The 22,573-nt window shown below is 38.4% G+C and carries 19 protein-coding genes; 4 read left to right on the top strand and 15 right to left on the bottom strand.

Features of this window, described 5'->3' with window-relative positions; genetic code table 11:
* Positions 1–12 precede the first annotated feature (12 nt).
* From celB to BN990_RS05185, 12 genes are all read right to left on the bottom strand, one after another.
* Complete coding sequence (celB, locus tag BN990_RS05240; RefSeq protein ID WP_021289289.1) at positions 13–1,278, bottom strand: PTS cellobiose transporter subunit IIC; 1,266 nt, start codon at positions 1,276–1,278, stop codon at positions 13–15.
* Between the two features lie 16 nt (positions 1,279–1,294).
* Positions 1,295–1,597, bottom strand: coding sequence for a PTS sugar transporter subunit IIB (locus BN990_RS05235; protein ID WP_038242812.1), 303 nt, complete (start codon positions 1,595–1,597; stop codon positions 1,295–1,297).
* Positions 1,598–1,609: 12 nt separating this feature from the next.
* Positions 1,610–2,911, bottom strand: a complete 1,302-nt coding sequence (locus BN990_RS05230; RefSeq protein WP_038242811.1) for a 6-phospho-beta-glucosidase — start codon at positions 2,909–2,911, stop codon at positions 1,610–1,612.
* Positions 2,912–3,085: 174 nt separating this feature from the next.
* Positions 3,086–4,861: a sulfoacetaldehyde acetyltransferase gene (xsc, locus tag BN990_RS05225; protein ID WP_021289292.1), complete on the bottom strand. Its 1,776-nt coding sequence runs from the start codon at positions 4,859–4,861 to the stop codon at positions 3,086–3,088.
* Complete coding sequence (locus BN990_RS05220) at positions 4,855–5,151, bottom strand: LysR family transcriptional regulator (protein ID WP_021289293.1); 297 nt, start codon at positions 5,149–5,151, stop codon at positions 4,855–4,857. Before BN990_RS05220 ends, xsc begins: the two co-directional genes overlap by 7 nt.
* Before the next feature lie 61 nt (positions 5,152–5,212).
* Entirely contained in the window at positions 5,213–6,400 is a 1,188-nt protein-coding gene (locus BN990_RS05215; RefSeq protein ID WP_021289294.1) for an iron-containing alcohol dehydrogenase, read from the bottom strand.
* A 45-nt stretch (positions 6,401–6,445) separates the two neighbouring features.
* Positions 6,446–8,353: a TRAP transporter large permease gene (locus tag BN990_RS05210; RefSeq protein ID WP_051739028.1), complete on the bottom strand. Its 1,908-nt coding sequence runs from the start codon at positions 8,351–8,353 to the stop codon at positions 6,446–6,448.
* Positions 8,354–8,386: 33 nt separating this feature from the next.
* Positions 8,387–9,436, bottom strand: a complete 1,050-nt coding sequence (locus BN990_RS05205) for a TRAP transporter substrate-binding protein (protein WP_021289296.1) — start codon at positions 9,434–9,436, stop codon at positions 8,387–8,389.
* Positions 9,437–9,480: 44 nt separating this feature from the next.
* A complete protein-coding gene (locus tag BN990_RS05200) occupies positions 9,481–10,209 on the bottom strand; it encodes a GntR family transcriptional regulator (RefSeq protein ID WP_038242809.1) in 729 nt (242 codons plus the stop codon).
* Between the two features lie 293 nt (positions 10,210–10,502).
* Entirely contained in the window at positions 10,503–12,551 is a 2,049-nt protein-coding gene (ptsG, locus tag BN990_RS05195) for a glucose-specific PTS transporter subunit IIBC (RefSeq protein ID WP_021289298.1), read from the bottom strand.
* Between the two features lie 153 nt (positions 12,552–12,704).
* The gene (glcT, locus tag BN990_RS05190; RefSeq protein ID WP_038242808.1) at positions 12,705–13,547 is read right to left on the bottom strand and encodes a glucose PTS transporter transcription antiterminator GlcT; all 843 of its coding nucleotides are present in this window, start codon (positions 13,545–13,547) and stop codon (positions 12,705–12,707) included.
* A 196-nt stretch (positions 13,548–13,743) separates the two neighbouring features.
* The gene (locus BN990_RS05185) at positions 13,744–14,838 is read right to left on the bottom strand and encodes a nitric oxide synthase oxygenase (RefSeq protein WP_021289300.1); all 1,095 of its coding nucleotides are present in this window, start codon (positions 14,836–14,838) and stop codon (positions 13,744–13,746) included.
* Positions 14,839–15,202: 364 nt separating this feature from the next.
* Between BN990_RS05185 and BN990_RS05180 the strand changes: the two genes are divergently transcribed.
* Positions 15,203–16,060 carry an NAD(P)/FAD-dependent oxidoreductase gene (locus tag BN990_RS05180; protein WP_306465032.1) on the top strand — a complete coding sequence of 286 codons (858 nt, stop codon included), beginning with the start codon at positions 15,203–15,205 and terminating at the stop codon, positions 16,058–16,060.
* 247 nt (positions 16,061–16,307) lie between these two features.
* On the opposite strand, the gene menC is transcribed toward BN990_RS05180, so the two are convergent.
* Positions 16,308–17,414 carry an o-succinylbenzoate synthase gene (gene menC / locus BN990_RS05175; RefSeq protein WP_021289302.1) on the bottom strand — a complete coding sequence of 369 codons (1,107 nt, stop codon included), beginning with the start codon at positions 17,412–17,414 and terminating at the stop codon, positions 16,308–16,310.
* Between the two features lie 17 nt (positions 17,415–17,431).
* Positions 17,432–18,844, bottom strand: a complete 1,413-nt coding sequence (locus BN990_RS05170) for a YfcC family protein (protein ID WP_021289303.1) — start codon at positions 18,842–18,844, stop codon at positions 17,432–17,434.
* A gap of 120 nt (positions 18,845–18,964) precedes the next feature.
* Here BN990_RS05170 and BN990_RS05165 point away from each other — a divergent pair, with 120 nt between their 5' ends.
* The 3 genes from BN990_RS05165 to BN990_RS05155 all read left to right on the top strand — a co-directional run bounded on the left by BN990_RS05165 (position 18,965) and on the right by BN990_RS05155 (position 21,751).
* Positions 18,965–19,780 (top strand): MurR/RpiR family transcriptional regulator, encoded by an 816-nt coding sequence (locus BN990_RS05165; protein WP_038242807.1) that lies wholly within the window; start codon positions 18,965–18,967, stop codon positions 19,778–19,780.
* Positions 19,781–19,784: 4 nt separating this feature from the next.
* The gene (locus BN990_RS05160) at positions 19,785–20,903 is read left to right on the top strand and encodes a M20 peptidase aminoacylase family protein (protein WP_232620897.1); all 1,119 of its coding nucleotides are present in this window, start codon (positions 19,785–19,787) and stop codon (positions 20,901–20,903) included.
* Positions 20,904–21,064: 161 nt separating this feature from the next.
* Complete coding sequence (locus tag BN990_RS05155; protein ID WP_021289306.1) at positions 21,065–21,751, top strand: DUF421 domain-containing protein; 687 nt, start codon at positions 21,065–21,067, stop codon at positions 21,749–21,751.
* A 63-nt stretch (positions 21,752–21,814) separates the two neighbouring features.
* Here BN990_RS05155 and BN990_RS05150 read toward each other — a convergent pair whose 3' ends face one another.
* Positions 21,815–22,384 carry a sigma-70 family RNA polymerase sigma factor gene (locus tag BN990_RS05150; protein ID WP_038242800.1) on the bottom strand — a complete coding sequence of 190 codons (570 nt, stop codon included), beginning with the start codon at positions 22,382–22,384 and terminating at the stop codon, positions 21,815–21,817.
* Positions 22,385–22,573 lie beyond the last annotated feature (189 nt).

Here is a 22,573-nt window from a genome sequence, read left to right as displayed (position 1 = left end):
AATAGCGAACATTTATACGTTTTCTGTTTGATCTCCTTGCTCTTCGTGGACAAGCTGACGATCATACATCTTAAAGAAAGGATAATAAATAGCCATCGCTACAATTATATTTACAATCATAAGAATGCCACCCCGAAAATCACCTGTTGTCAAAATACCTGAAAACGGCGGTGGTGTTGTCCAAGGAACAATCACATATGGCTTTCCAACCAAACCAATCGACATCGAAACATAGGTAATAATTCCAACCGCAAGCGGTGCAAGAATAAACGGGATAACAAGGATTGGATTCATTACCACCGGAGCACCAAAAATAACTGGTTCACTAATATTAAACGCACTTGCCCATACGGAACCTTTTCCTAAACTTTTCAAATGCTTGGATCGAGCTCGCCATACAAATAACAATGTCAAAGCCAAAGCCATACCAGAACCGCCTACTGCCCACCAAATTGCCATAAACGGCTGACCAACAATATGCGGCAGTGCTTCTCCCGCCTGATGAGCTGCGACATTCTCTTCCGTCAAACTATACCAAATAGGTGCCATTACACTAGCAACGACAGAAATACCATGAATGCCAAAAGACCATAATAAGTGAATTAAGATAATCGCTACAATTGCCCCCCAAAAACTTCCCCCGAGCAGCTGTAATGGTTCTCTTAACACAGCACCAACGATACCATGCAAGGATAAGTCCCAAGTTGTTTTTAATACCAAATCGATGCCCCAAACAATAGCAATGATTGCTGCTCCTGGAATTAACGCTGTAAAAGCCCGCCAAACAGACGGTGGTACGCCATCAGGCATACGAATGACCATATTTCTACTTTCAAAAAAGCGGTATACTTCCACCGTAAATAATGCCAATAAAATAGCAATAAATAGTCCTTCACTTCCCATCAAATGAAGTGGAATATTCCCGTTTTCTGTTAATGGTGTCGCTACAAAAAACGCTGCAATACTAAGTACCCCTGCTGACAAACCATCCATGTTATAACTTTTGGCTAAATGATATGCAATCGCAAACACGGCAATCAGTCCCAACAAACCGAATGTTGCATTAACTGGGATATTAAGTGTTGTGGCATATGGCTTCATGAATGCTGCCCATGATTCAACAGGTGGCGAAGAAATGATCAAAAAAATACTTCCAATAATTAATAAAGGCATCGTGGCAATAATTCCATCTCGGATTGCCCGTAAATAACGCTGTTCAGCCAACCTCGCAGCAACCGGCAAAAAGTAACGTTCCATAAATGCTTGATACCTATTCAATAGTCTACACTCCTTTCTAACGTAATATCTCCAAAGCTTGTTCCAGTATCTCTTCTCCATTCAGCGTTCCATATGCTTTCATATTAATCATAGCTATAGGCACATTAGCTTCTGCTGCTTTTTCGGCAAGTTCTTTTTGTTTGTAGCGAATTTGCGGTCCCAGCAAAATAAGATCTGAGGTAGCTAACTGCTTTTCCATTTCATCAACCGAATGTGCTTCAATTTGGATATTAATTGCTTTTTCCTCTGCCACCTTTTCCATTCTATCTACAAGCATACTTGTACTCATTCCTAATGCACATACCAGGGTAATTTTCATATATCTCACCTCCTAAGTAAGAATTGGTTGAAAATAAGCCTCATTCGCTATAAACATATCCTGTAGCAATTCATGCGCTTTTTCAGCTGATGGAATTAATGGATGAAGCGTTAAAGCTTGTAGAGCAGTACCTATTTCTCTAGTAACTGCTGCCTCTACGGTTAATTCTTCATAAGCCTTAACAACCTGCAGTAACCCTCTGATTTGTGGTGGAATATCTCCTGTTTGCAAGGGTGTTATTTGATGATTTTCAACAAGACAATTGACTTCGACACAGGCATCGTTAGGTAAGCATGGAATAGCACCATTGTTACGCACATTCACTGTGTGAATGTGCTTAACATCCAAGTGAATGGATTTAATTAGATTAATCGCTGCTTCTGAATAATACGCACCGCCTCGTCTATCTAGTACTTCTGGCTTTTCTGTGGTAGATGGGTCCGCATAAATAGTAAACAATTCCTGTTCTACTTGTTGCACTTGATCAGCTCTTGTTTCTCCTTGCTTATATTCCTCTAATTGCTTCGCCAGGATTTGATCTGTCTGATAATAGTATTTATGGTAGCTACATGGAATGGCATCTAGTGATTGTAAGAAAATAGGATCCCATCCCATGTTTGGTATGTTTTTAGCTTGATAACTATCAGATGTTCCTGTTAACACATCATTTAATCGTGATATCCCTTTAATTGAAAAATCAGTAATCCAAATCAAATGATTAATACCAACAAACTGGAGACTCACATCCTTGATTGGTACTTGATAGTCTTTAGCAAATTTTTTATAAAAGTTGATTGGATTGTTACATAATCCAACTACTTTCACATGACGATGCTTGAGAATTGCCTCGGTTATAATACCTGCTGGATTCGTAAAATTAAGTAACCATGCATCTGGAGCAAGTTCCTCGATATCTTCACAAATATCCAACATTACTGGAATTGTCCGTAATGCTTTCATAAAACCACCTGCTCCCGTGGTTTCCTGCCCAATAACACCATGCTTAATGGATAAGTATTCATCACTTTTTCGCATCGTTAGTTGCCCTACTCTAATCTGGGTGATAATATAGGACGCGTTTTCTATTGCTTCACGGCGATCTAATGTGGCAACTATCTTAATCGGACATCCTGCTTTTTCTACCATTCGCTTCGCCAATGCTTCAATAATTTCTAATTTTTCTCTGCCTTCAAGAATATCTACCAACCAAACCTCTGAAACTGGTAATACATCATGGTTGTCAATCAAGCCTTCAATTAATTCTGGGGTGTACGATGATCCACCTCCAATGACCACAATTTTTAGTGGTTTCATAGTAATCCATCCTTTCTAGTCAACGTCCTTGATACAGTTTATTAAGGATGATTGTAATTTAGTAGATATTTAATCAAATGGAACACATATGTTTAGCAGCTGGGGAAATTTTATCTATTCCATTAAAAAAAACGTTGAATCAGTTTTTCTGATCCAACGTTTCAACCAACGATGTTATTTTCTCCACGCTTCATAATCCAGATGTTTATATTTATCCAAGTACCTGGTTGGCATTTTTAAGGCATCTTTTCGGAAAGGTGGAGCGAGCTGCGTACCATCAACAAAAATATTCAGAACTGCCGGCTTTCTCATTTCTAACACTTCTTTTATCACGGGTTCCATCTCGTTTGGATTATTTATCGTATAGCCAAGAGCTCCCATTGACTTCGCTACTTCAGCAAAATCGGGAGCTTGAATATTGGATCCGACAAATCGATTATCATAATAGTCGACTTGGTTCTTTTTCTCAGCAGCCCAGGATTTATTATTAAATACACAAGCAATTACCGGTATATTCTGTTCAACGGCTGTGCTTACCTCATGCAAACTCATTCCCCATGCACCATCCCCAATAATAGCAACCACAGGTGAATCCGGTTCTGCTAATTGCGCCCCTAATGCCGCTGGATAAGCGAAGCCCGTATTACCAAATGTCAATGCAGCAATATGACGTCTGGTCTGGTTAAATTTTAAATACGCATTCGCTGTGGAAGAGACATTTCCAATATCTGTGGAAATGATCGTATTTTCAGGTAAAGCTCTTGTTAATTCTAATAATGCACGACGTGGATTGATTGGATTCCCGTCTTCCATCGCTAAATCAATTAATTCTTGCTCCCACGCAGTCTTCAATTTGCTTATATCATCTAATCGATGCTGATTTTTAGGTCTGTCTTGGGCCTTCTGACTTAATTGATGATAAATAGCATCACTAGTTGCTTTTGCATCCCCTATAATGCCAATCTCAACCGGATGCGTTCTCGCAATATGACGCGGATTAATATCGATTTGAATAATTTTGGCAGCCTTCGGAAAATAATCAATATCATAACAAGGCAATGTACCGAATACCGATAATCTTGTGCCAATTGCTAAAACCACATCTGCTTTTTGCAGCGTATACATGGCTGCTTTTGATCCCATATAACCGATTGGTCCCACAGCTAAGTGATGATCTGCAGGGAAAGCATCATTGTGCATATATGACACAGCAACAGGGGCTGTTAGATGTTCTGCGATTTTCTTTACCGTATCAACACCCTCTGCATCTACCACACCACGACCAGACAAAATTACTGGATTACTTGCATTTTTAAGTAAATTAACGGCTGCTTGAATCGACGCGGGGTCGCCACTTCCTCTATTATCTACTCGATATTGGCGAGGTTCTAGAATTTCATCTTCTAATTCCCCATAGAATAAATCTCTCGGAATATCATACAATACCGGCCCTCTTTCAGCATAGGCAATTCGAAAGGCTGTACGTAAACAATCTGCTACCCTGCTTTTATGTGTAACTCGAACCGTTTCTTTTGTGATATCTTCAAAAATGGATACTTGATTTGCTTCTTGGAAGCCATCCCAGCCAACTGTCGGCGTTCCTGCAGATGGTGAAATAACCACCATTGGCGTATGCGCTTGGTTGGCTGCTGCAACGGAAGTCACCATATTTGTAATACCAGGTCCATTCTGTCCAATCACCACACCAGCTGTACCGGAAACCCTTGTATATGCGTCTGCCATATGTGCAGCGCTTTGCTCATGCCTTACCGGAAGAAACCGAATGCCTGCAGTTGGGAAAAGATCGAGCATATCCATAAATGCAGATCCGACAATGCCATATACTTCTCGAATTCCTTCCGCTACCAAAGTCTCTACAATTGCTTCACTAGGTGTCATTCTCACCTTTTTACGGACTACGTTTTTAACTTCTTCCTGTTGTTTTACCATTTCCATTCCTCCTTCATAATGCATGAAGCATCCTTTGCTTCTAGAATATCTTTCTTTGCTAATTCACCTAAACGTACGATTTCAGTCGCATAGTTTAACAGAATTCCTGCTGATGGTGTTAACTTGACTTGTTTTGTAGAGCGTTCGAATAATCGCGTATCTAATTCCATTTCGAGTTCTTTTATTTGTATCGTTACACTCGGCTGCGTCACATGTAATATTTTCGCTGCTTCTGAAAAGCTCCTTTTATCAGCTACTGCTAGAAATGTCTTCAATCTTTCATAATTCATAGATTTTCCTCCATGAAAAATAATGATTCATAGTGACGTCCGTACCAGTTGAAGAAGCCATTTATACTGTTTGAGATTTCGCTTGCTTTTCTAATTTTTCACCGAGGGATAAATAGAGCATTTCAATATCCCGTCTCTCTGGAATTCTCCGGTTCGTTACAATCCCATTCCCATTTAATGCATCCTCCACAAGTGTATGCCGCTCCTGTTTTAACTCATCTAGATCGATATAAGCAAGCGCATCTTGCCAAATCCCGAACTGGTTATTGTATTGCTCGATTCTTTGCACTGCCTTTTCAGCTAATAAATGTTGATTTTCTCTATCCTGCTCGCCTAAAAGAATTGCAATTTGTGAAAGTCTCTCTACCGCTGAATCAAGACTAAATCGCAGCACAAATGGCAGCAATAAAGCAACACTCAATCCATGGGGGATATGAAAGTGTGCTCCTAAAGGTCTGCCAGCTGCATGTGCGAGATTCGTAGATGCATTTGAAAAGGCGATTCCAGCAAAACAACTTGCCATTTGCATTGTTTCGCGCGCTTGTAAGTTCTCCCCATTCTGATAAACAATAGGTAAATGCTTCCCGATTTTTTCAATGGCAAAGGTAGCATAAAAATCTGTAACAGGAGTAGCTTTTGTTGATATATATGCTTCAATAGCATGCGTTAATGCATCTAATCCTGTATAGGCTGTAAATTTCTTTGGTAAGCTTATTGTTAATTCCGGATCTAAAATGGAAGTATCTGGAACTAAATCTTTATGGCCCGGATTCATTTTGACATATGTCTCTGTGTTTTTAATCACCATTATCTTGGTTGCTTCTGATCCTGTGCCAGATGTTGTTGGAACCGCAATTAATGGAAGTCTATTTAACTGATGTTGATGGGGTATTTCCTCCCAATCCAGGTGTGGAGAGGCAGCGAACAACGAAACAGCTTTCGCTAAATCAATCGCACTTCCACCTCCGATTGCTATCACACCATTTGCTTTTACTTGATGTAATCGGTCAACAGCTTCTGATACATGTTCGGTTGTGGGTTCTCCCTGAAAGTCAGTAAAAAAGGTTAGATGAACACCTTTACTTAACTGCTTTCGTATCTTTTGGTCATAATTTAGAGGCGGAGAAACTAAAAAATGATCGATGATAATAAACAAATGACGAACACCTAGTTCCGAAGCAAGTCTATCTAGATGTGCTAGCTTGCCTTCTCCTAACATCATTTGCCTCGGTAAATATGTTGTGGACATCTTCTCCCTCCTTCGGTTTACAAAAATAGTCCTCTTCTCTTGTTTTTACCTCAAAACATCAACTAACCACATACTTATTGCTGGAATATAAGTAATGAATAGTAAGATAACCACCAGGGTAACTAACAGTGGACCAATTCCTTTGATCACCTCCTCAATACGCAATTTGGCAACACTTGCTGCCACAAACAAGTTCACTCCAACAGGTGGGGTAATAAATCCTATCGCTAAATTAAAGATCATCATCAAACCAAAATGGATAGGATGAACGCCTATTTCCATTGCCATTGGTAAAAGGATTGGTGTTAGAATAACAATTGCCGCTAACGCTTCAATTACAAGACCAACGAGTAATAGCAGGATATTTAATAATAGCAAGATGATGATTTGATTCTCACTAATCCCTAATACAAAGTTGGCAACGGTCTCGGCAACTCTTTCCAATGTAATCAGTTTTCCGAAAATACTTGCCATAACAATAAGTAAGATAATAATCGAAGAAGTCATGCCGGCTTTTACTACATTTTCATAGACTGCTTTCATTGATAAATCTTTATATACAAACATCCCAATGATTAACCCATATAAAACGGCAACTGCTGCTGCTTCTGTCGGTGTCATAATGCCACCGTAGATACCTCCAAGAATAAAAATTGGTACCAATAATGCGAGCTTTGCATCCCATGCTGCACGTAATACGCTCTTGAATTGAAAGGATGTTTGATTCCCTCTCCACCCTTTTTTCTTGGCAATTACATAGGTAACCACCATTAGTGCGACCCCAGAAAGGATCCCTGGTAGGATCCCAGCCATAAACAGCTGGGAGATAGATTGCTGTGAAACAACACCATATATCACTAAAGGATTACTTGGTGGAATAATGACGCCAATTGTTCCTGCGGCAGCCACGATTGCAGTTGCAAAGCCGGGATGATACCCTTGTTTAATCATTGCAGGTATTAATAACGTACCAATAGCCGCAACAGTTGCTGGTCCCGACCCACTAATTGCCGAGAAAAACATACTCGTTACAATTGCTACTAATGCCAGACCACCCGGAAGGAAGCCTAATAATTCATCCGATAAATGAAGTAACTTTTTAATCATACTGCTGCTTCCCATAATGACACCTGCCGCAATAAAAAAAGGAACAGCCATAATTGGAAAATTATCAATGCTTGTGAATGCGGTTTGTGGAAAAAAATCAATCGGGATCGCATCGGTAACTAATACGGTTGCTAGCGTACTAATTCCAAGCGCAAAAGCGATTGGCATACCAATTAGAATAAACAATAGAAAATAGCCAAATAGTAAAATAGCAATAGAGGAATGAGTTAGAAATAGGGAAGGTATGATAAAAAGGGCAGCTATTAGACAAGTCATCCATCCCTCTTTTACAGTCATCCCTTTCATATCTTGCCATAGGTTCTGTAATAGTCGGATTGATATAAACAGAAACCCAACTGGAATTGCACTATAGGGTATTGCCATCGGTATCGACAGAGCAGGTGTTGTCTGCGCGGTTTCCAATTGAAATAAAATCATATCAACCCCGTAATGAATTAAAATATAGCTAAAATAAAGCATGAAGATAACGGTTACTGTTGAAATCGATTTTTGTATTCCACTCGATAACTTATCAACAGCAATCGTTACTTGGATAGACTCTCTATTCTTTACAGATAAACTAGCACCAATAAAGGAAACAAAAACAAACAAATATCTAGCTACTTCTTCTGTCCATGTTGTAATATTGGCAATTTCAATGAAAGGCAGTAAATAGCGATTAATCACCTGTAAATTAATTAAAATTGTAAAAACAAGAAACCCAATCACAATCAGTACTTCTTCCAATCTCCTATCCAAGCCCTTTAAAAAACGATTCCACGGATTTCTTTTATTCTTAGAAGTAGAAAGTTGTATACCCTTGACTACAGAAGACCCTTGGCTCATTCCCTTTCCATCCCTTCAGCAGAATCTATTTGTTTACTCAAAGATTTCTTGCTTTGTCTTACCAAGTGTTTCAAGAATTAAGTCAACATATGCAGGATCAGCGACACCAGGCTTGACAAAACGATCCCAAACCGGTTTTACAGCTTGTTTCCATTTCCGCATCTCTTCCTCATTCGGTTCGACAATTTCTATCCCGTAATCAATAAATTGTTGTTTCGCCTCTTCCTCTCTTTCATTTGCTAATTTCCGCTGCCATATCATCGCCTCATCTCCAGCTTCCATAATAAGCTGTTGATTTGCTTGAGTTAGCTCATCAAATTTTTCTTTATTCATCACGACAATGTCGGAGCTATAGTTATAGTTAACTTCGGTAGCATAACGAAGCACCTCCTGGTGTTTTGAATCCCATAATAAGGAGTAGCTATTCCCTTCTCCTTCAACCGTTCCTTGCTGCAGGGCAGTAAATACTTCAGACCATGAAACAGGGGTAGGAGTTGCACCAAGTGCATCAAAATCAGCCTGTTCAATCTTGGAGTTCGTTGTCCGAACCTTCATCCCTTTTAAATCGGATGGCTCTTGAATTGGCTTCACGTTATTAACAATTTGCCGAAATCCATAGTCTGGAAAGAAGATAACTTGAAATCCCGATTTCTTCATTTCATTACGAATAACATCTCCAGGTTCTCCATCAATTGCTTGATATACCTCGTCCTTGTTTTCAAAAATGTATGGTAAATCCCAAGCTGTAAAATAGTTTGTAAAGCTTGTCATATTCGGTGTCGATGAACTAGCAAATGCAATACCTCCTTTTTGTGCACTCTCTATCACTTCTCGATCATTTCCGATTAGTGCATCATGATACGTTTGAATCTGAATTTGCCCATTTGATTTTTCTTCTACAAGTTCTGCAAACTTATCGATCCCTTTAGAAACAGGGTGGTTAGCAGATTTCGATTGGGCAACCCGAAAAGTAATTACATCGGCATCTGTTGAACCAGCACTTTGATTCATTGCAAGGTTTCCAAGTACAAATAAGGTGATAAATATAAGTACAACAAAAACCGAATTCATAAAATGCTTCAACCCTTCTCACCCCCATGTTGATAACGCTTACAAATTAATTACATTCAACCTCTCCTCTGTCTACTATCACGCCTCGTCTTAATCCGAAATCGATACATATCCGGTCGATACAAACCTAGATATGCTTCAATGGGTTCGCCATACTGATCGTAAATAACTCTTTCCGCACTTAATACTTGGGAGGAAGGCTCTATATTTAAATGTACCGCGTCCGCCTTTATTACCTTCTCTGTAGAAATAAACTGCTCTGCTTCTGTCAATGTAATATGTAATTCATTCTCTAATAAGTCATAAATGGTTGCATTATTTAAATTATACGTTTGAAGTTCCAATCCAACCTGAATTGGATAATAATGCTTCTCTATCGCAACGGGCTTTGCATCTGCATATCGTAAACGTTTGATCGTGTAAAGTTCTTCTCCGAAAAAATGGGCTAATGTATCTGCCTTCTGCTTTCCAGCGAATAGCAATTTACTCCCTGGTTTCATTCCCATTCTTTTTACCGTATCTGTGAAACTGTTTAGGGAAGAGAGCCATTCCTCAATTGGGGGCTTCTCTGCAATAAAAGTTCCCTTTCCGTGTATTTTTTTCAATACACCATCCTGGACTAATTTGGTTACAGCCTCTCTAACTGTAGTTCTACTTACGGAGAACATATCCATCAGATCCCGTTCACTAGGAATCTTATCTGTATACGTCCCATTATATATTTGTTTTTCTAAAACATTTCCAATTTGTATATGCAACGGGATAGGTAATTCTGCATCAATCATCGGTTTCCCTCCATTTCATGCTCATCATGACGTACCTACCAGTTAATTTAAATAAAATTTGGCAAGATTAATTTGTTTTTATTAAAACAGGTATCCTACAATAAATCAATAATTAACCCTAATTTGAATTATAAGAATATTTTATAAGTATTTATACGCAATCTAAGAAGCAAATCTTCCTTCACATGAAATCGGAATAGATCATTCCTTTGCTATATTTATTTCCTTATAAAAACACCTCCATGTCGTTACGCATACTCGACGGTTTGGAGGTGTTTAGATTTATTCTCTTTCTATAATTTAATAATATTAGATTCTTCTTTTTCTATATTTCCTGATTTTTGTAGGGTAACTTGCTCGCCATCGTTTAAATTCGTAAATACAATCGGCGTAATGATCTTCAAACCCTTACTTTGAATGAATGAGAGATCGGCGTTTAATATTGGCTGACCTGCTTTGACATGCTCTCCTTCTGATACCAATGCCTCAAAACCTTCCCCTTCTAAGTTTACGGTATCAATACCAAGATGAATAAGTATTTCTTTTCCTCCATTTGATTGCATACCAATGGCATGTTTCGTTGGAAAAACATTTACGATTTTTCCATCTACCGGTGCAACAACAAGTCCATCTTTTGGTACAATTGCAAAGCCATCTCCCATCATTTTCTCAGAAAATACTTTATCAGGTACCTCTGTAATCGCTAGGATTTCACCTGATAACGGGGCGACGAATGTATCCGCGAACGGTTCATTCTGCATCGCATCTGGATTCACTTCTTCAATTTGTTGCTGAATTTCAGCTTGTTGATCTACCTCTGCTTCTCGTGGTGTTTTTCCAGAAATAATATCTTGCATTTGTCCCTTAATCGTTTCCGAGCGTGGTCCGAATATAGCTTGAATATTATTGCCAACTTCTAATACACCTGAAGCACCTAATCGTTTTAATTCTTCTTTATCTACGTTATTGATCGTATTTACCGAAACCCTCAGTCTGGTAATACATGCATCCAAATGGGAGATGTTTTTCTCTCCACCCATGGCTTCTAGAACATTATAAGCTAAATCACCATTTTTACTATTTCCACTTTCTATTTCTTCCGTATCTTCTTCACGACCAGGCGTCATTAAGTTGAATTTCTTGATGAAGAAGCGGAAAATGACGTAATAGATTACTGCGAAAATAAGACCAAGTACAATTGTAATCCACCACGGCTCTTGATTTGGCAGAATACCAAATAATGCAAAATCGATGGCCCCGCCAGAAAACGTGTAACCCACATTCACACTAAACAAGGTCATGAGCACAAAGGACAAACCATCTAACACCGCATGCAAGAAAAATAGTAACGGCGATACAAACATAAATGAGAATTCCAATGGTTCGGTAATTCCTGTTAAGAAAGATGTTAAAGCTGCAGAGCCTAATAATCCAGCTACTAATTTTTTCTTTTCAGGTCGAGCAGCATGATACATTGCTAATGCTGCTGCTGGTAGACCAAACATCATAATTGGGAATTCACCAGCCATGAAATTACCAGCTGTAATTTCTACACCGTCTTTCAATTGGGCAAAGAAGATCGTCATATCCCCACGTACCAAATTTCCAGCTTCTGTAGTATAAGAACCGAACTCATACCAGAAAGGCGCATGGAAGATATGATGCAGACCAAATGGAATAAGCAATCGTTTTATAAAACCGAAAAAGAAGACGGCTAGATACGTTCCTTCTTCAATTAACCAATAAGATGCACTGTTCATTGCTTCTTGGACAGGAGGCCAGATGAACAGTAATATAAAACCTGCTACAAACGAAAAGGCGGCTGTTGCGATTGGCACAAATCGTTTTCCTGCGAAGAAACCAAGGAATGAAGGCATTTCAATATCGTGATAGCGATTGTAACAAAAGGCAGCAATCAGACCAATGATAATCCCGCCAAATACCCCTGTTTGCAGGGTTGGAATGCCTAATACAGAAGCAAAACTAGGATCATTTTCGATCATTTCCGGTGTCACACCGATCCAAGACCCCATCACTTGATTTAGTACTAAATAGCCAACAAGCGCGGCAAGTCCAGCAGCTCCATCACTTGCTAAACCAATTGCAACACCAACTGCGAAAATTAGTGCTAAGTTATCAAAAACAATGCCACCAGCATCTTCCATTACGGTAGCCACAAGTTGAATCCATTCTGTTCCTAAGAATGGCAAGTACTCGAGCATCGTTTCCTGCTGTGCAGCATTACCCAATCCTAAAAGCAAACCGGCTGCAGGTAATAATGCAACTGGAAGCATCAATGCTTTACCTACTTTTTGCAGCACGCCAAATGCTTTTTTAAACATATTATATTCCTCCTTTTTCTCAACCATTCTTTCGAAAAAACCATTAAAAAAAGCATGAGCAGAACTTACAAATAAGCTAACAAGGACATCCATTCCTTATCTACTTATTATCCTTTCCACTCATGCCTGATCGTATCAGTAACACGTTAGATATCATTCGTATTTTTGATTTAAGCGTTGTAAATGCACGGTTAAGTAAACCGCTTCCGCTTCATATACGGGTTTTTTCATTGTTTGTTGCATAATTTTTACCAACTTCCATGCTAGATTATAGCATGTCGGATATTCTCTTTTCAATAGAGAAGCAATTTTTTCTGGTTCTTCAATTCGTTCTCCTTTCAAAACCCGTTCAATCGTATAACGAATATGCCTTACCAAGCGGATGTACTCAATCCCTTCTCGATTGACCCGGATGCTTAGCTGGCTTTCAATGATATCAATAAATTGAGTAACAAGTTGTGAATATTTGTTAATATCAGAAAGTTTTTTATCCGTAATCGCACTATGCACATGTAATGCGATAAAACCAACTTCTCCTTCCGGCAAGTTAATAGCTAAATGATGATTAATATAATCAACCATCTCCGCAGCAATCTCATATTCAAACGGATAGAGCACTTTTGTCTCGGCTAGAAATGGATTACGAATTTCTAATCCATTTTTCAAACGATTTACAGCAAAAAGAATATGATCCGTTAATGCAACGTGAATCGCTTCATTTAGCATTTCCTGTGACCTGTTTCGAATAATACCAATGGCTTCTATAATTGATTGTAATAGGGGTTCATCTATATTTGGCAGTAATTTTTTATAGTTTTCTTGCTCTTTTGCATTACGTAAAACAAATAACTTCTCTATTGCCTTTTCATCTATATTCTCTTTTTTCTTATGGTGAAAACCAATTCCATTGCCGATTAATACGACTTCTGATTGACCTTGATCCAGGGCAATTAATACATTATTATTTAAGACTTTTTTTACCGTAAACGTATTCAAAGTGGTCCGTCCCCTCAAGTCGGTGTTTTGCAATACGTATGATTATAACATGATTCCCGATTTAGGCAAAACGATCTAGCTATCTAAAAAATACCAATTAATTATAATGAAAAGCTATCCGTAGCTTTAAAATTTATTAAAAGTACGAAAAGCATCCGAAGTCTATGCTCGATCGGATGCTCTGATAATCTTTCATTTACTCCCAAAAACGATTTTGATAAAAGTAATTCGGTTTATTGGTTGTATTATCAAATGGTTTATGAAAGATATGCGTCGTGGCAGGGGAAAGCGGTGGGATTAACCAAGCCCATTTTCCAGTCACAACTCTGCCTTGTTTCGCTTCTTGCTTCTCAAATATTTCAAATTGTTTCGCAGCGGTATGATGATCTACAATGGATACGCCTGCTTTTTTGTATGATTCAAGAACAGCAGCATTTAGCTCAACAAGCGCCCGATCTTTCCATAATGTACTTAAATGTTTTGTGCTTAGACCTAATTGTCTAGCAACAATGGGGAGCAAGTTATAACGATCTTCATCAGCGAAATTCCTAGCACCTATTTCTGTTCCCATATACCACCCATTAAATGGGGACGCTACATAATTTAGACCACCTATTTCTAAACGCATATCAGAAATAATTGGTACGGCATACCATTTCACATTTTTTCCAGCAAAAATGTCTACTGTTGGATGGTTAATGGGAACTTCAGTGACTACCTCCTCTGGGATCTCCCGCCATTGTGGTGATTGATCATTTACCTGAATTACCAATGGCAGTATATCGAAAGACGTTCCTTTTCCTTCCCAACCTAACTTTTGACATTGCTTCGTAAATTCTAATGACGCTGGATCACCAATAACCCCATTCTCTGTTTCATAGCCAGCATAGCGAAGCAATTGATGATTCCAAATTTTAATCGGCTGCTCACCAGTTTGATATTGTTCGGGTTGGAAAATGGTAATGAATGGTTTAACTTTCCCATGATTCGTTGCTTTGTTTATATGATCAATGAGATACGTAAATACTTCTTCGCTTGTCGAAGCATCTCTTGCATCAATCACTTCCATACGTTCCCAGAATAGACGACCGATGCAACGATTGGAATTACGCCAAGCCAATTTTGCTCCATAAGCGATTTCATCATACGTCTGTCTATACATTCCATTCGCCTGTATTTCTTGTTTCACTTCGTTGCATCTTAGTTGGAAATCATCTGATGATGTTTCTAGTTCAGAATGGTACTGTTTAAGGAATGTCAATGCTTCTTCCCAAAGTTGTTGTTTATCCATGTCCTATTGCCCCCGACTTTTGTCTCTTTCTAGTGTATCAAAGCGCAGCTCATTTTTTGTGACAAAGTACGTACAATATAATTCTGAAAAAGCGTAACACAACATTTTACCTGAATAAATAGAAAGGCTTAAGCGCCTATATAAACTATAAATACAAAAAAGTTGAGTGACTATGTCTATCATGGTAAGATTTTAATTATAGATATTAAGAGTCTTTAATAACTATATTAAGCGGAGATGGATTGAGATTGAGGAAGTGAACCTAACTCAACAAGTAATCTATCTTTCTTCACTTTTAAACAAATTAGATTGGAGATGATTCGGTGATTTTAGATTGTGCTGTAATTGGTGGGGTCCAGCAGGGATGAACGCTTCTTTAGTTTTAGGAAGATCAAGACGTAAAACCATTTTATTTGATGATAATCAACCTCGGAACGCTGTAACTAACGAATCACATGGCTTCCTTACTCGTGATGGTATCACCCCTTCTGAATTTAGAAGACTGGGGCAGGAAGATTTAAAAAAGTATCCAGATGTTACCATCAAAAAACAGCGCGTAACAGAAGTGCATAAAGTTCAGCAACTATTTACGATGCAGACAGAGGCTGGAGAAGTTTATCGATCAAAGAAATTAATTTTGGCAACAGGCTTGAAAGAAACACTACCAAATGTAAAGCAGATGCAACAGTTCTATGGTACTAGTATATTCAGCTGTCCATTTTGCGATGGTTGGGAATTAAGAGATCGCCGATTGGCTATTATTGCAGACAATACCCATGCCTTTCATATGGCTAAAGTTGCTTTTAATTGGAGTAAAGATCTGATTCTTTGTACAAATGGTAATTACATTCTTTGCAGTGAACAACAGGATTTGCTAGAGAAAAAAGGAATACATGTATACGTGGAATCAATTACATCTTTAGTTGGAGAAAACGGCTATTTGGAAAAGATCATCTTTGCTGATGGTACAGAGATTCTGCGTGATGGGGGATTCGTTGTGCCAGAAATGAAACAGGCTTCTTCTATTGGTGAATCCTTAGGCTGTGAATTAAATGAGCAAGGTGGAATAATAACAGATCGTATCGGACGTACAAATGTCGACGGTGTATTTGCCAGCGGAGACATGGCAATTGCAGGTCCAGCCCAATTAGTAATTGCTGCTTCAGAAGGTCATAAAGCTGCTATTGGAGTCAATGCAGCGTTTATTGAGGAAGATTTCTGATCCAAATAAAATGGCAAGATTCATTACAATCCGCGTTTTTCCAACTTTATAGAAGATGTAATGACTGGACTGTCGATAATCAAACAGTGGAAATCGTTGAAACTCCAGTGGGAACAACATAGCTCGTAGATCGACTCTAGTAAGCGATTTGCGCTTACTAGAGTTAGCTAGGGCCATGCCCGGCAGAAAGGGAAACGATTTCCACTGTGATACAATTATCCGTCTTTTTACGTTCCAGCTACTAATGCTAATCAAATATTTTCTTCTTCACTGTATGCTTGGCCACCTCGTTACGGTCAACACCATATCCTATTCCAGGATGATCATTTACTGTAAGGATACCATTTTCAGCTATCACCTCTGGTTGGATAATATCTTTGTTCCAATACCTTGATGAGGAAGCGGTATCCCCTGGTAATGTAAAATTGGCCAACGAAGCAATTGCAATATTATGTGCGCGGCCAATACCGGATTCTAACATCCCACCACACCATAGAGGAATGCCTGCCTGCTCACATAAATTATGAATTCGTTTCGATTCAGTCAATCCGCCAACGCGGCCAATCTTTAGATTGATAATTTTACAACTTCCTAATTCAATGGCTTGACGAGCGTCTTCATGGGAGTGAATACTTTCATCTAAACAAACTGGGGTACTGATTTGCTTTTGTAATTTTGCATGATCGATCAAATCCCCTGCCATTAATGGTTGCTCAATCATCATTAAATCAAATTCATCCAATGCTTTCAACACGTCTATATCATCCAATGTATAGGCAGAGTTTGCATCTACCATTAACGGAATATCTGGAAAATGCTTACGAACTTCACGAATCATCTCAACGTCTTTTCCTGGTTTAATTTTGAGCTTGATTCGTTTATAGCCTTCATCCACTTTTGCTTGTATGGACTCCATTAGCTTTTCATAACTATTCTCGATCCCCAAACTAATACCAACTTCAATTCTAGACTTCGTTCCTCCTAGACTTTTCGCTAAAGATTCTCCGTTTTGCTTCGCATATAAATCCCAAACCGCACCTTCTAAAGCTGATTTGGCCATATGATTACGCTTATAGGGCTTGAATAGTTCTTGTAAATTATCCGGGTGATCAATTTTTTGACCTACTACTAGCGGGATCAGAAACTCCTCCAGCATATACCAGCTTTGCAGAGTGAATTCTTCGCTATATAATGGCCGTTCAGAGGTGACCCCTTCTCCCCAGCCGGAAAGTCCATCCTCGCTTCTCACCTCAACTAATAAGAACTCACGATCTTGCTCGGTTCCAAAACTCGTCGTAAACGGGTTTTTCATGCGCATTTTCATTTTATACATGATAACTTCCTTGATTTTCATAACCATCATTCTCCTTTTTAAATTGGTCCCCAACCCATTAAGACAGCAATTGTAAGATAAATAATTCCAATTAGACACCATATAATTACTAGCGGCATCACAAATTTAATCCATTTCACCCAGGATACCCCTGCGATGGCTAGGTTGGCCATTAATATTCCAGAAATGGGGGTGATGACGTTTGAAAATCCATCTCCCATTTTATAGGCTTGCACGGCTACTTGGCGAGGGATTTCCATAATATCTGCAAGTGGTGTCATAATCGGCATTACAATTACAGCTTGACCACTACCTGATGAGACGAGAATATTAAATAAGAAGTTTGCTACAAACATAACTAACGCGCCCATCACATTCGTAAATGGTTCCATAATCGTTGCCATGCCTTGGACAATCGTATCTAATATCTGTCCATTTTCCATTATAACGACAATGGAACGAGCCATTCCAATGATTAATGCTCCATAGACAAGCCCTTTACATCCTTCAAAGAATTGTACAACGAGCGCATTCGGATTAATTTTGGCTATAACTGCAGTTCCAATAGCAATGACGAGAAACATCGCTGCCATTTCGTTTAACGACCACTTGTATTGAAATACACCAAAAATATAAATTCCAATTCCAATAGCTAACCATAATAAGACGAGTTTATGTATACCTGTTAACTCGGAAGGTGCTGTATCCACACTTTTCTCATCATATTTCGGAAAGCGATTTTCGCCTAAAACACTGCGCATTGGATCTTTTTTGACACGATTGGCATACCACCATATATAACCAATGGTAGAGGCAAGCACCGTTACATAGATCAGTATCCGAAAACCAATTCCCGAAAACAAGGGTACTTGTGCAATTTCCTGCGCCATTCCTGTCGTTAAAGGATCAAGAAAGGCAGTATTAAAACCGGCATATGCGCCAAGATAAATAATAGAAACTCCAACAATTGCATCCAATTTCATGGATCGAGCAAGAATAATACCAATTGGAATAAAAGCAATCACTGCATTTACAATAATACCTAATGCGCCAAAAATTGAAAACAGCGTACATACAATAATTATCAGCAAATACTCTCTATTTTTCGTCTGATTAATGGTTTTCATAATTAACGCATCAATTGCTCCAGTATATTCAATTACCGCAAAAGCTCCTCCAATAATAAGTACGAGGAAAATTAACCCTGCTGAATCAATCATCCCTTGTTGAATCGATGTGAAAATGTCAATAAAGGATGTGGGCTGTTGATCTGTTTGCTGATAACTATCTGGCACCACCGTCGTGATATCATTCACTGTTTCTCTTTCAAATGTCCCGGCTGGTATCAAATACGTTGCAATGGCCGCTACAATTAGTATGATAAATAGAATAATATACGCATCTGGGAGCGCTAGCTTTCTTTGTTTGCTATTCCTCTTTTTGTTCTCCATTCAATCCCTCCTCTTTCAATTTTCGAAATATTAACAACTTGCATTGTATTATAATAAAGGATATAATTTATTTCAATATAAAATATTGTAAAAACTTTAAAAAGAATAAGGAGAATAACCTTGACTGCTGATTTTATTCGAAAAACGGAGGCCAACTTTTCAAAACTAACGAAGGGATTAAAGGTAGTTGCGGATGCGTTATTATCTGATCCAATGATTTTTGCAATTCATCCTGCAAAAAAAGTAGGAGATATACTTGGTGTTAGTGAAACAATGGTAATCCGTTTTTGTCATTCTATCGAATATAATGGCTATACTTCCTTACAAAAAGAGGTCCGTCAACACTTACTAGAGTTAAGCCAAACATCTAACCATGATATGAAAATAGAAGCCAATTACTTTGCTGAAAGTGTACAGAAGGATATCAAGATGATTGAAAATAATTTAGAGAAGTTGTCCATCCATGACATGGAAAAAATAGTAGAAACGATTATCGACTGTGAAAAGATAGTCGTTGCTGGATATCATCATTCCTTCACATTTGCACACTGGCTTTATTTTAACTTAAATTATATTGTTGGAAATGCTGACTTGTATCGGCCAGAGACAGATGCAGGATTGCTCGATTTATTACCCAATAAAGCCTGTATCATTGTTTTTTCATTTTACCGATATGCGATAGATACGATTCGCTTAGCAGAAGAAGCAAAAGCAAAAGGAATTACTGTCATTACCATTACTGACTCACGAGTGTCACCAGTTGTGGAATTTGCAGATATTTGTATCTCCTTATCTATTAATCAGCATACATTATTTAGTAAAGGACCTGTGACATTAGCAGTAATCAACGCAATTCTGTTTGAATTAGTGGAGCGAGTGGAGAACAGAGGGAAGATTCAATCAACCTATAAATACTTTATAAAGGATGGCGAATAGGTATATGAATATTGAACAACAGGTTAAAGATACATTCACGTATTTACATAATCACGCAGAAATTAGTTGGGAAGAAACGGAAACCACGCAATATATTGCCTCTATCTTAGAAAAGAATGGCTGCCGGGTTACTACTTTCCATGATCAAACAGGTGTCATTGGCGACTTCGGAAGATTTCATGCAAACCTACCAATTGTTGCGGTTCGAGCTGATATAGATGCATTATGGCAAGAAGTAAATGGTCAATTTCAAGCGAATCACTCCTGCGGTCATGATGCCCATATGTCCATAGTTCTAGGGCTATTATGGAAAATAAACCAATCTCCAGAATTAAAAGACAAAGTAGCTTTACGGTTCATTTTTCAACCAGCTGAAGAAAAGGGATCTGGTGCATTATCCATTGTAGATAAAGGAATGATAGACGAAGTTGACTACTTATTCGGCGTTCACCTTCGTCCACAACAAGAGACGAAAATGGGTCATGCTACACCAGTTATTGTTCACGGTGCTGCTAAAATGTACAATGCAGTCATCAAAGGACATGATGCACATGGCGCCAGACCACATTTAAATATCAACGCGATTGAAGTAGGTGCTCAAATTGTCAATTTATTAAGTAAAATTCATCTAGATCCTCGTATTCCGCATTCTGTAAAAATGACGAACTTCCAAGCAGGTGGAAAGAGCACAAATATTATTCCTGGTAACGCATCCTTCTCCCTAGATATGAGGGCCCAAACGAATGCAATTATGGAAGAACTCGATGCAAAGGTACTTCATATTTTTGAAACCATGAAGAATTTATATGACGTCGAAATCGACATTACCAATACCGATGGCATTGTTGCAGCCGAAACCAGCGATGAAGCAATTGCCATTATGGAAGCTGCAATAAACCATGTGCTAGGAACAGAAAACACAGATGCTCCTCTAGAAACACCTGGTGGCGATGATTTTCATTTCTATACCATTAAAAAACCCAACTTAAAAGCCACCATGCTTGGATTGGGTTGCGATCTTACTCCTGGACTTCATCATCCGCAAATGATGTTCAATAAAGATGCATTAATGAACGGGGTTCATATTCTATACGAGGCAGTAAAACAAGTATATAAATTTTAGTTAAAAAATCTCCAGCCCGATATGGTTTGGGGATTTTTTAACTTTCATAAACAGACAGAATGCCTTTTCAAGTGTATAGGCAAAAGGTTCCTATCTTAACTTATATTTTTGCTTGGTTCATCCATACTATTACTAGATATGTTAGAGGTGAGGATACGAATATGATTTTATATATCGGAAAAGTCATTTTAATATACATCCTAACGATCATCATTATTCGTTTGTTAGGTAAATCCGCTTTTGCTCAATTAACCGCTCACGATTTAGCAGGCGTCTTTTTCGTCGTTTCGATAGCGATCGGCCCGGTGGTTACAGATAACCTGGCCTATGCAATTGTCGCACTCATAGCTATTGGCACTATTCATATCATCTTTTCAAAACTTACACTAATTAATCGGTTAAATAAATATTTCATCGGACAGCCAACTATTGTTATCAAACACGGCAAGCTGATTAAGAGAAATCTAAAACAATCTCGTTTTGCACTGGCTGAATTGTTGTCGAGCTTAAGAGAAAAAGGGTATTCAACAATCGATTCTATTGAGTATGCAATTATTGAACCTAGTGGGGAAATTAGTATTTTACCAAAACCAGAAGATGCACCTGTCACACCAAAGCAACTAGATATGGCTGCTCCCTACCAAGGACTTCCGCTTGCAGCGATTGTTGAAGGGAAAATTCAGCATCAAAACTTGAAACTTATTAACAAAGACGTCCAATGGTTAAGAAAAGAGCTTACTTCAGCTGGATATTCAGATGAGCGCAACATTTTTTATGCAGTCGTTCAAGATAACAACCATTTGTTAACGATTGATAATGGAGAAGGAGATGTACACCGACAGCCATAAGTTGTACAGTTATGTAATCATTCAAATAGTTGACATTAATTCCCGCCGCATGACATGAAATTTTTAAAAGCGATTATCTCCTACATCCAGTGATTCACTGGTACGTAGTTTTTTTCTCGCTTCTCTCCCCCAGCTTTTTACTGCATCAATTGATACACCTTCCATTTCGGCAATCTCTTTCATCGTTAAGTTCTGAACAGCAAATAGATTTAACCATTTCCATTGCTTTTCGGTTAATACCTTCTTCGCCTCACTTAAAAAGATCTTCTCATCGAAATGTACGGATTCCATCTGCTTAACTGAATAATTACTTGTTCCTTTCTGATAATAATTTCCAGTCATCGTTTTTATTTTTTGTTGTTCAATGTAGGCTTTTACATTTTCTCTCTCTTTTGTTTGTTTACGAATCAAATCGATCATCCGATTACGAATTGCATAATTGAAATAGGTAGCTAGCGGGCCTTTATCCGCATGATAGGTTTCATACGCATTCCACATCGCCACTAACCCCTCTTGAAAAAATTCTTGATGGGGATCTCTTATCTTTAACCTGTGAATATGATAATGAATTCTCCGTTCATTCTGAGCAAGTACTTCTTCAAAAGTTAGATCAAACGTATTGGGTTGCTTCATGCCACTTTCCTCCTAGCAATGCTTGTTAATACTATAATCGAATAAACATGACAAATAGTGGCATTTTGTTATCAATTTCCTTCAAAAAAGCTGGTACCTACCAAACCGGTGATATAGGCAATCTATGCATATAAGGATCGTGTAAATCGTATATAATGGAATAAAATTCGTTTATTGGGGAGGGGTTTT

The organism is Virgibacillus salexigens (genome assembly GCF_000723585.1).
Lineage (GTDB): Bacteria > Bacillota > Bacilli > Bacillales > Amphibacillaceae > Virgibacillus > Virgibacillus salexigens.
This window is presented reverse-complemented; position numbering and strand designations above follow the sequence as displayed.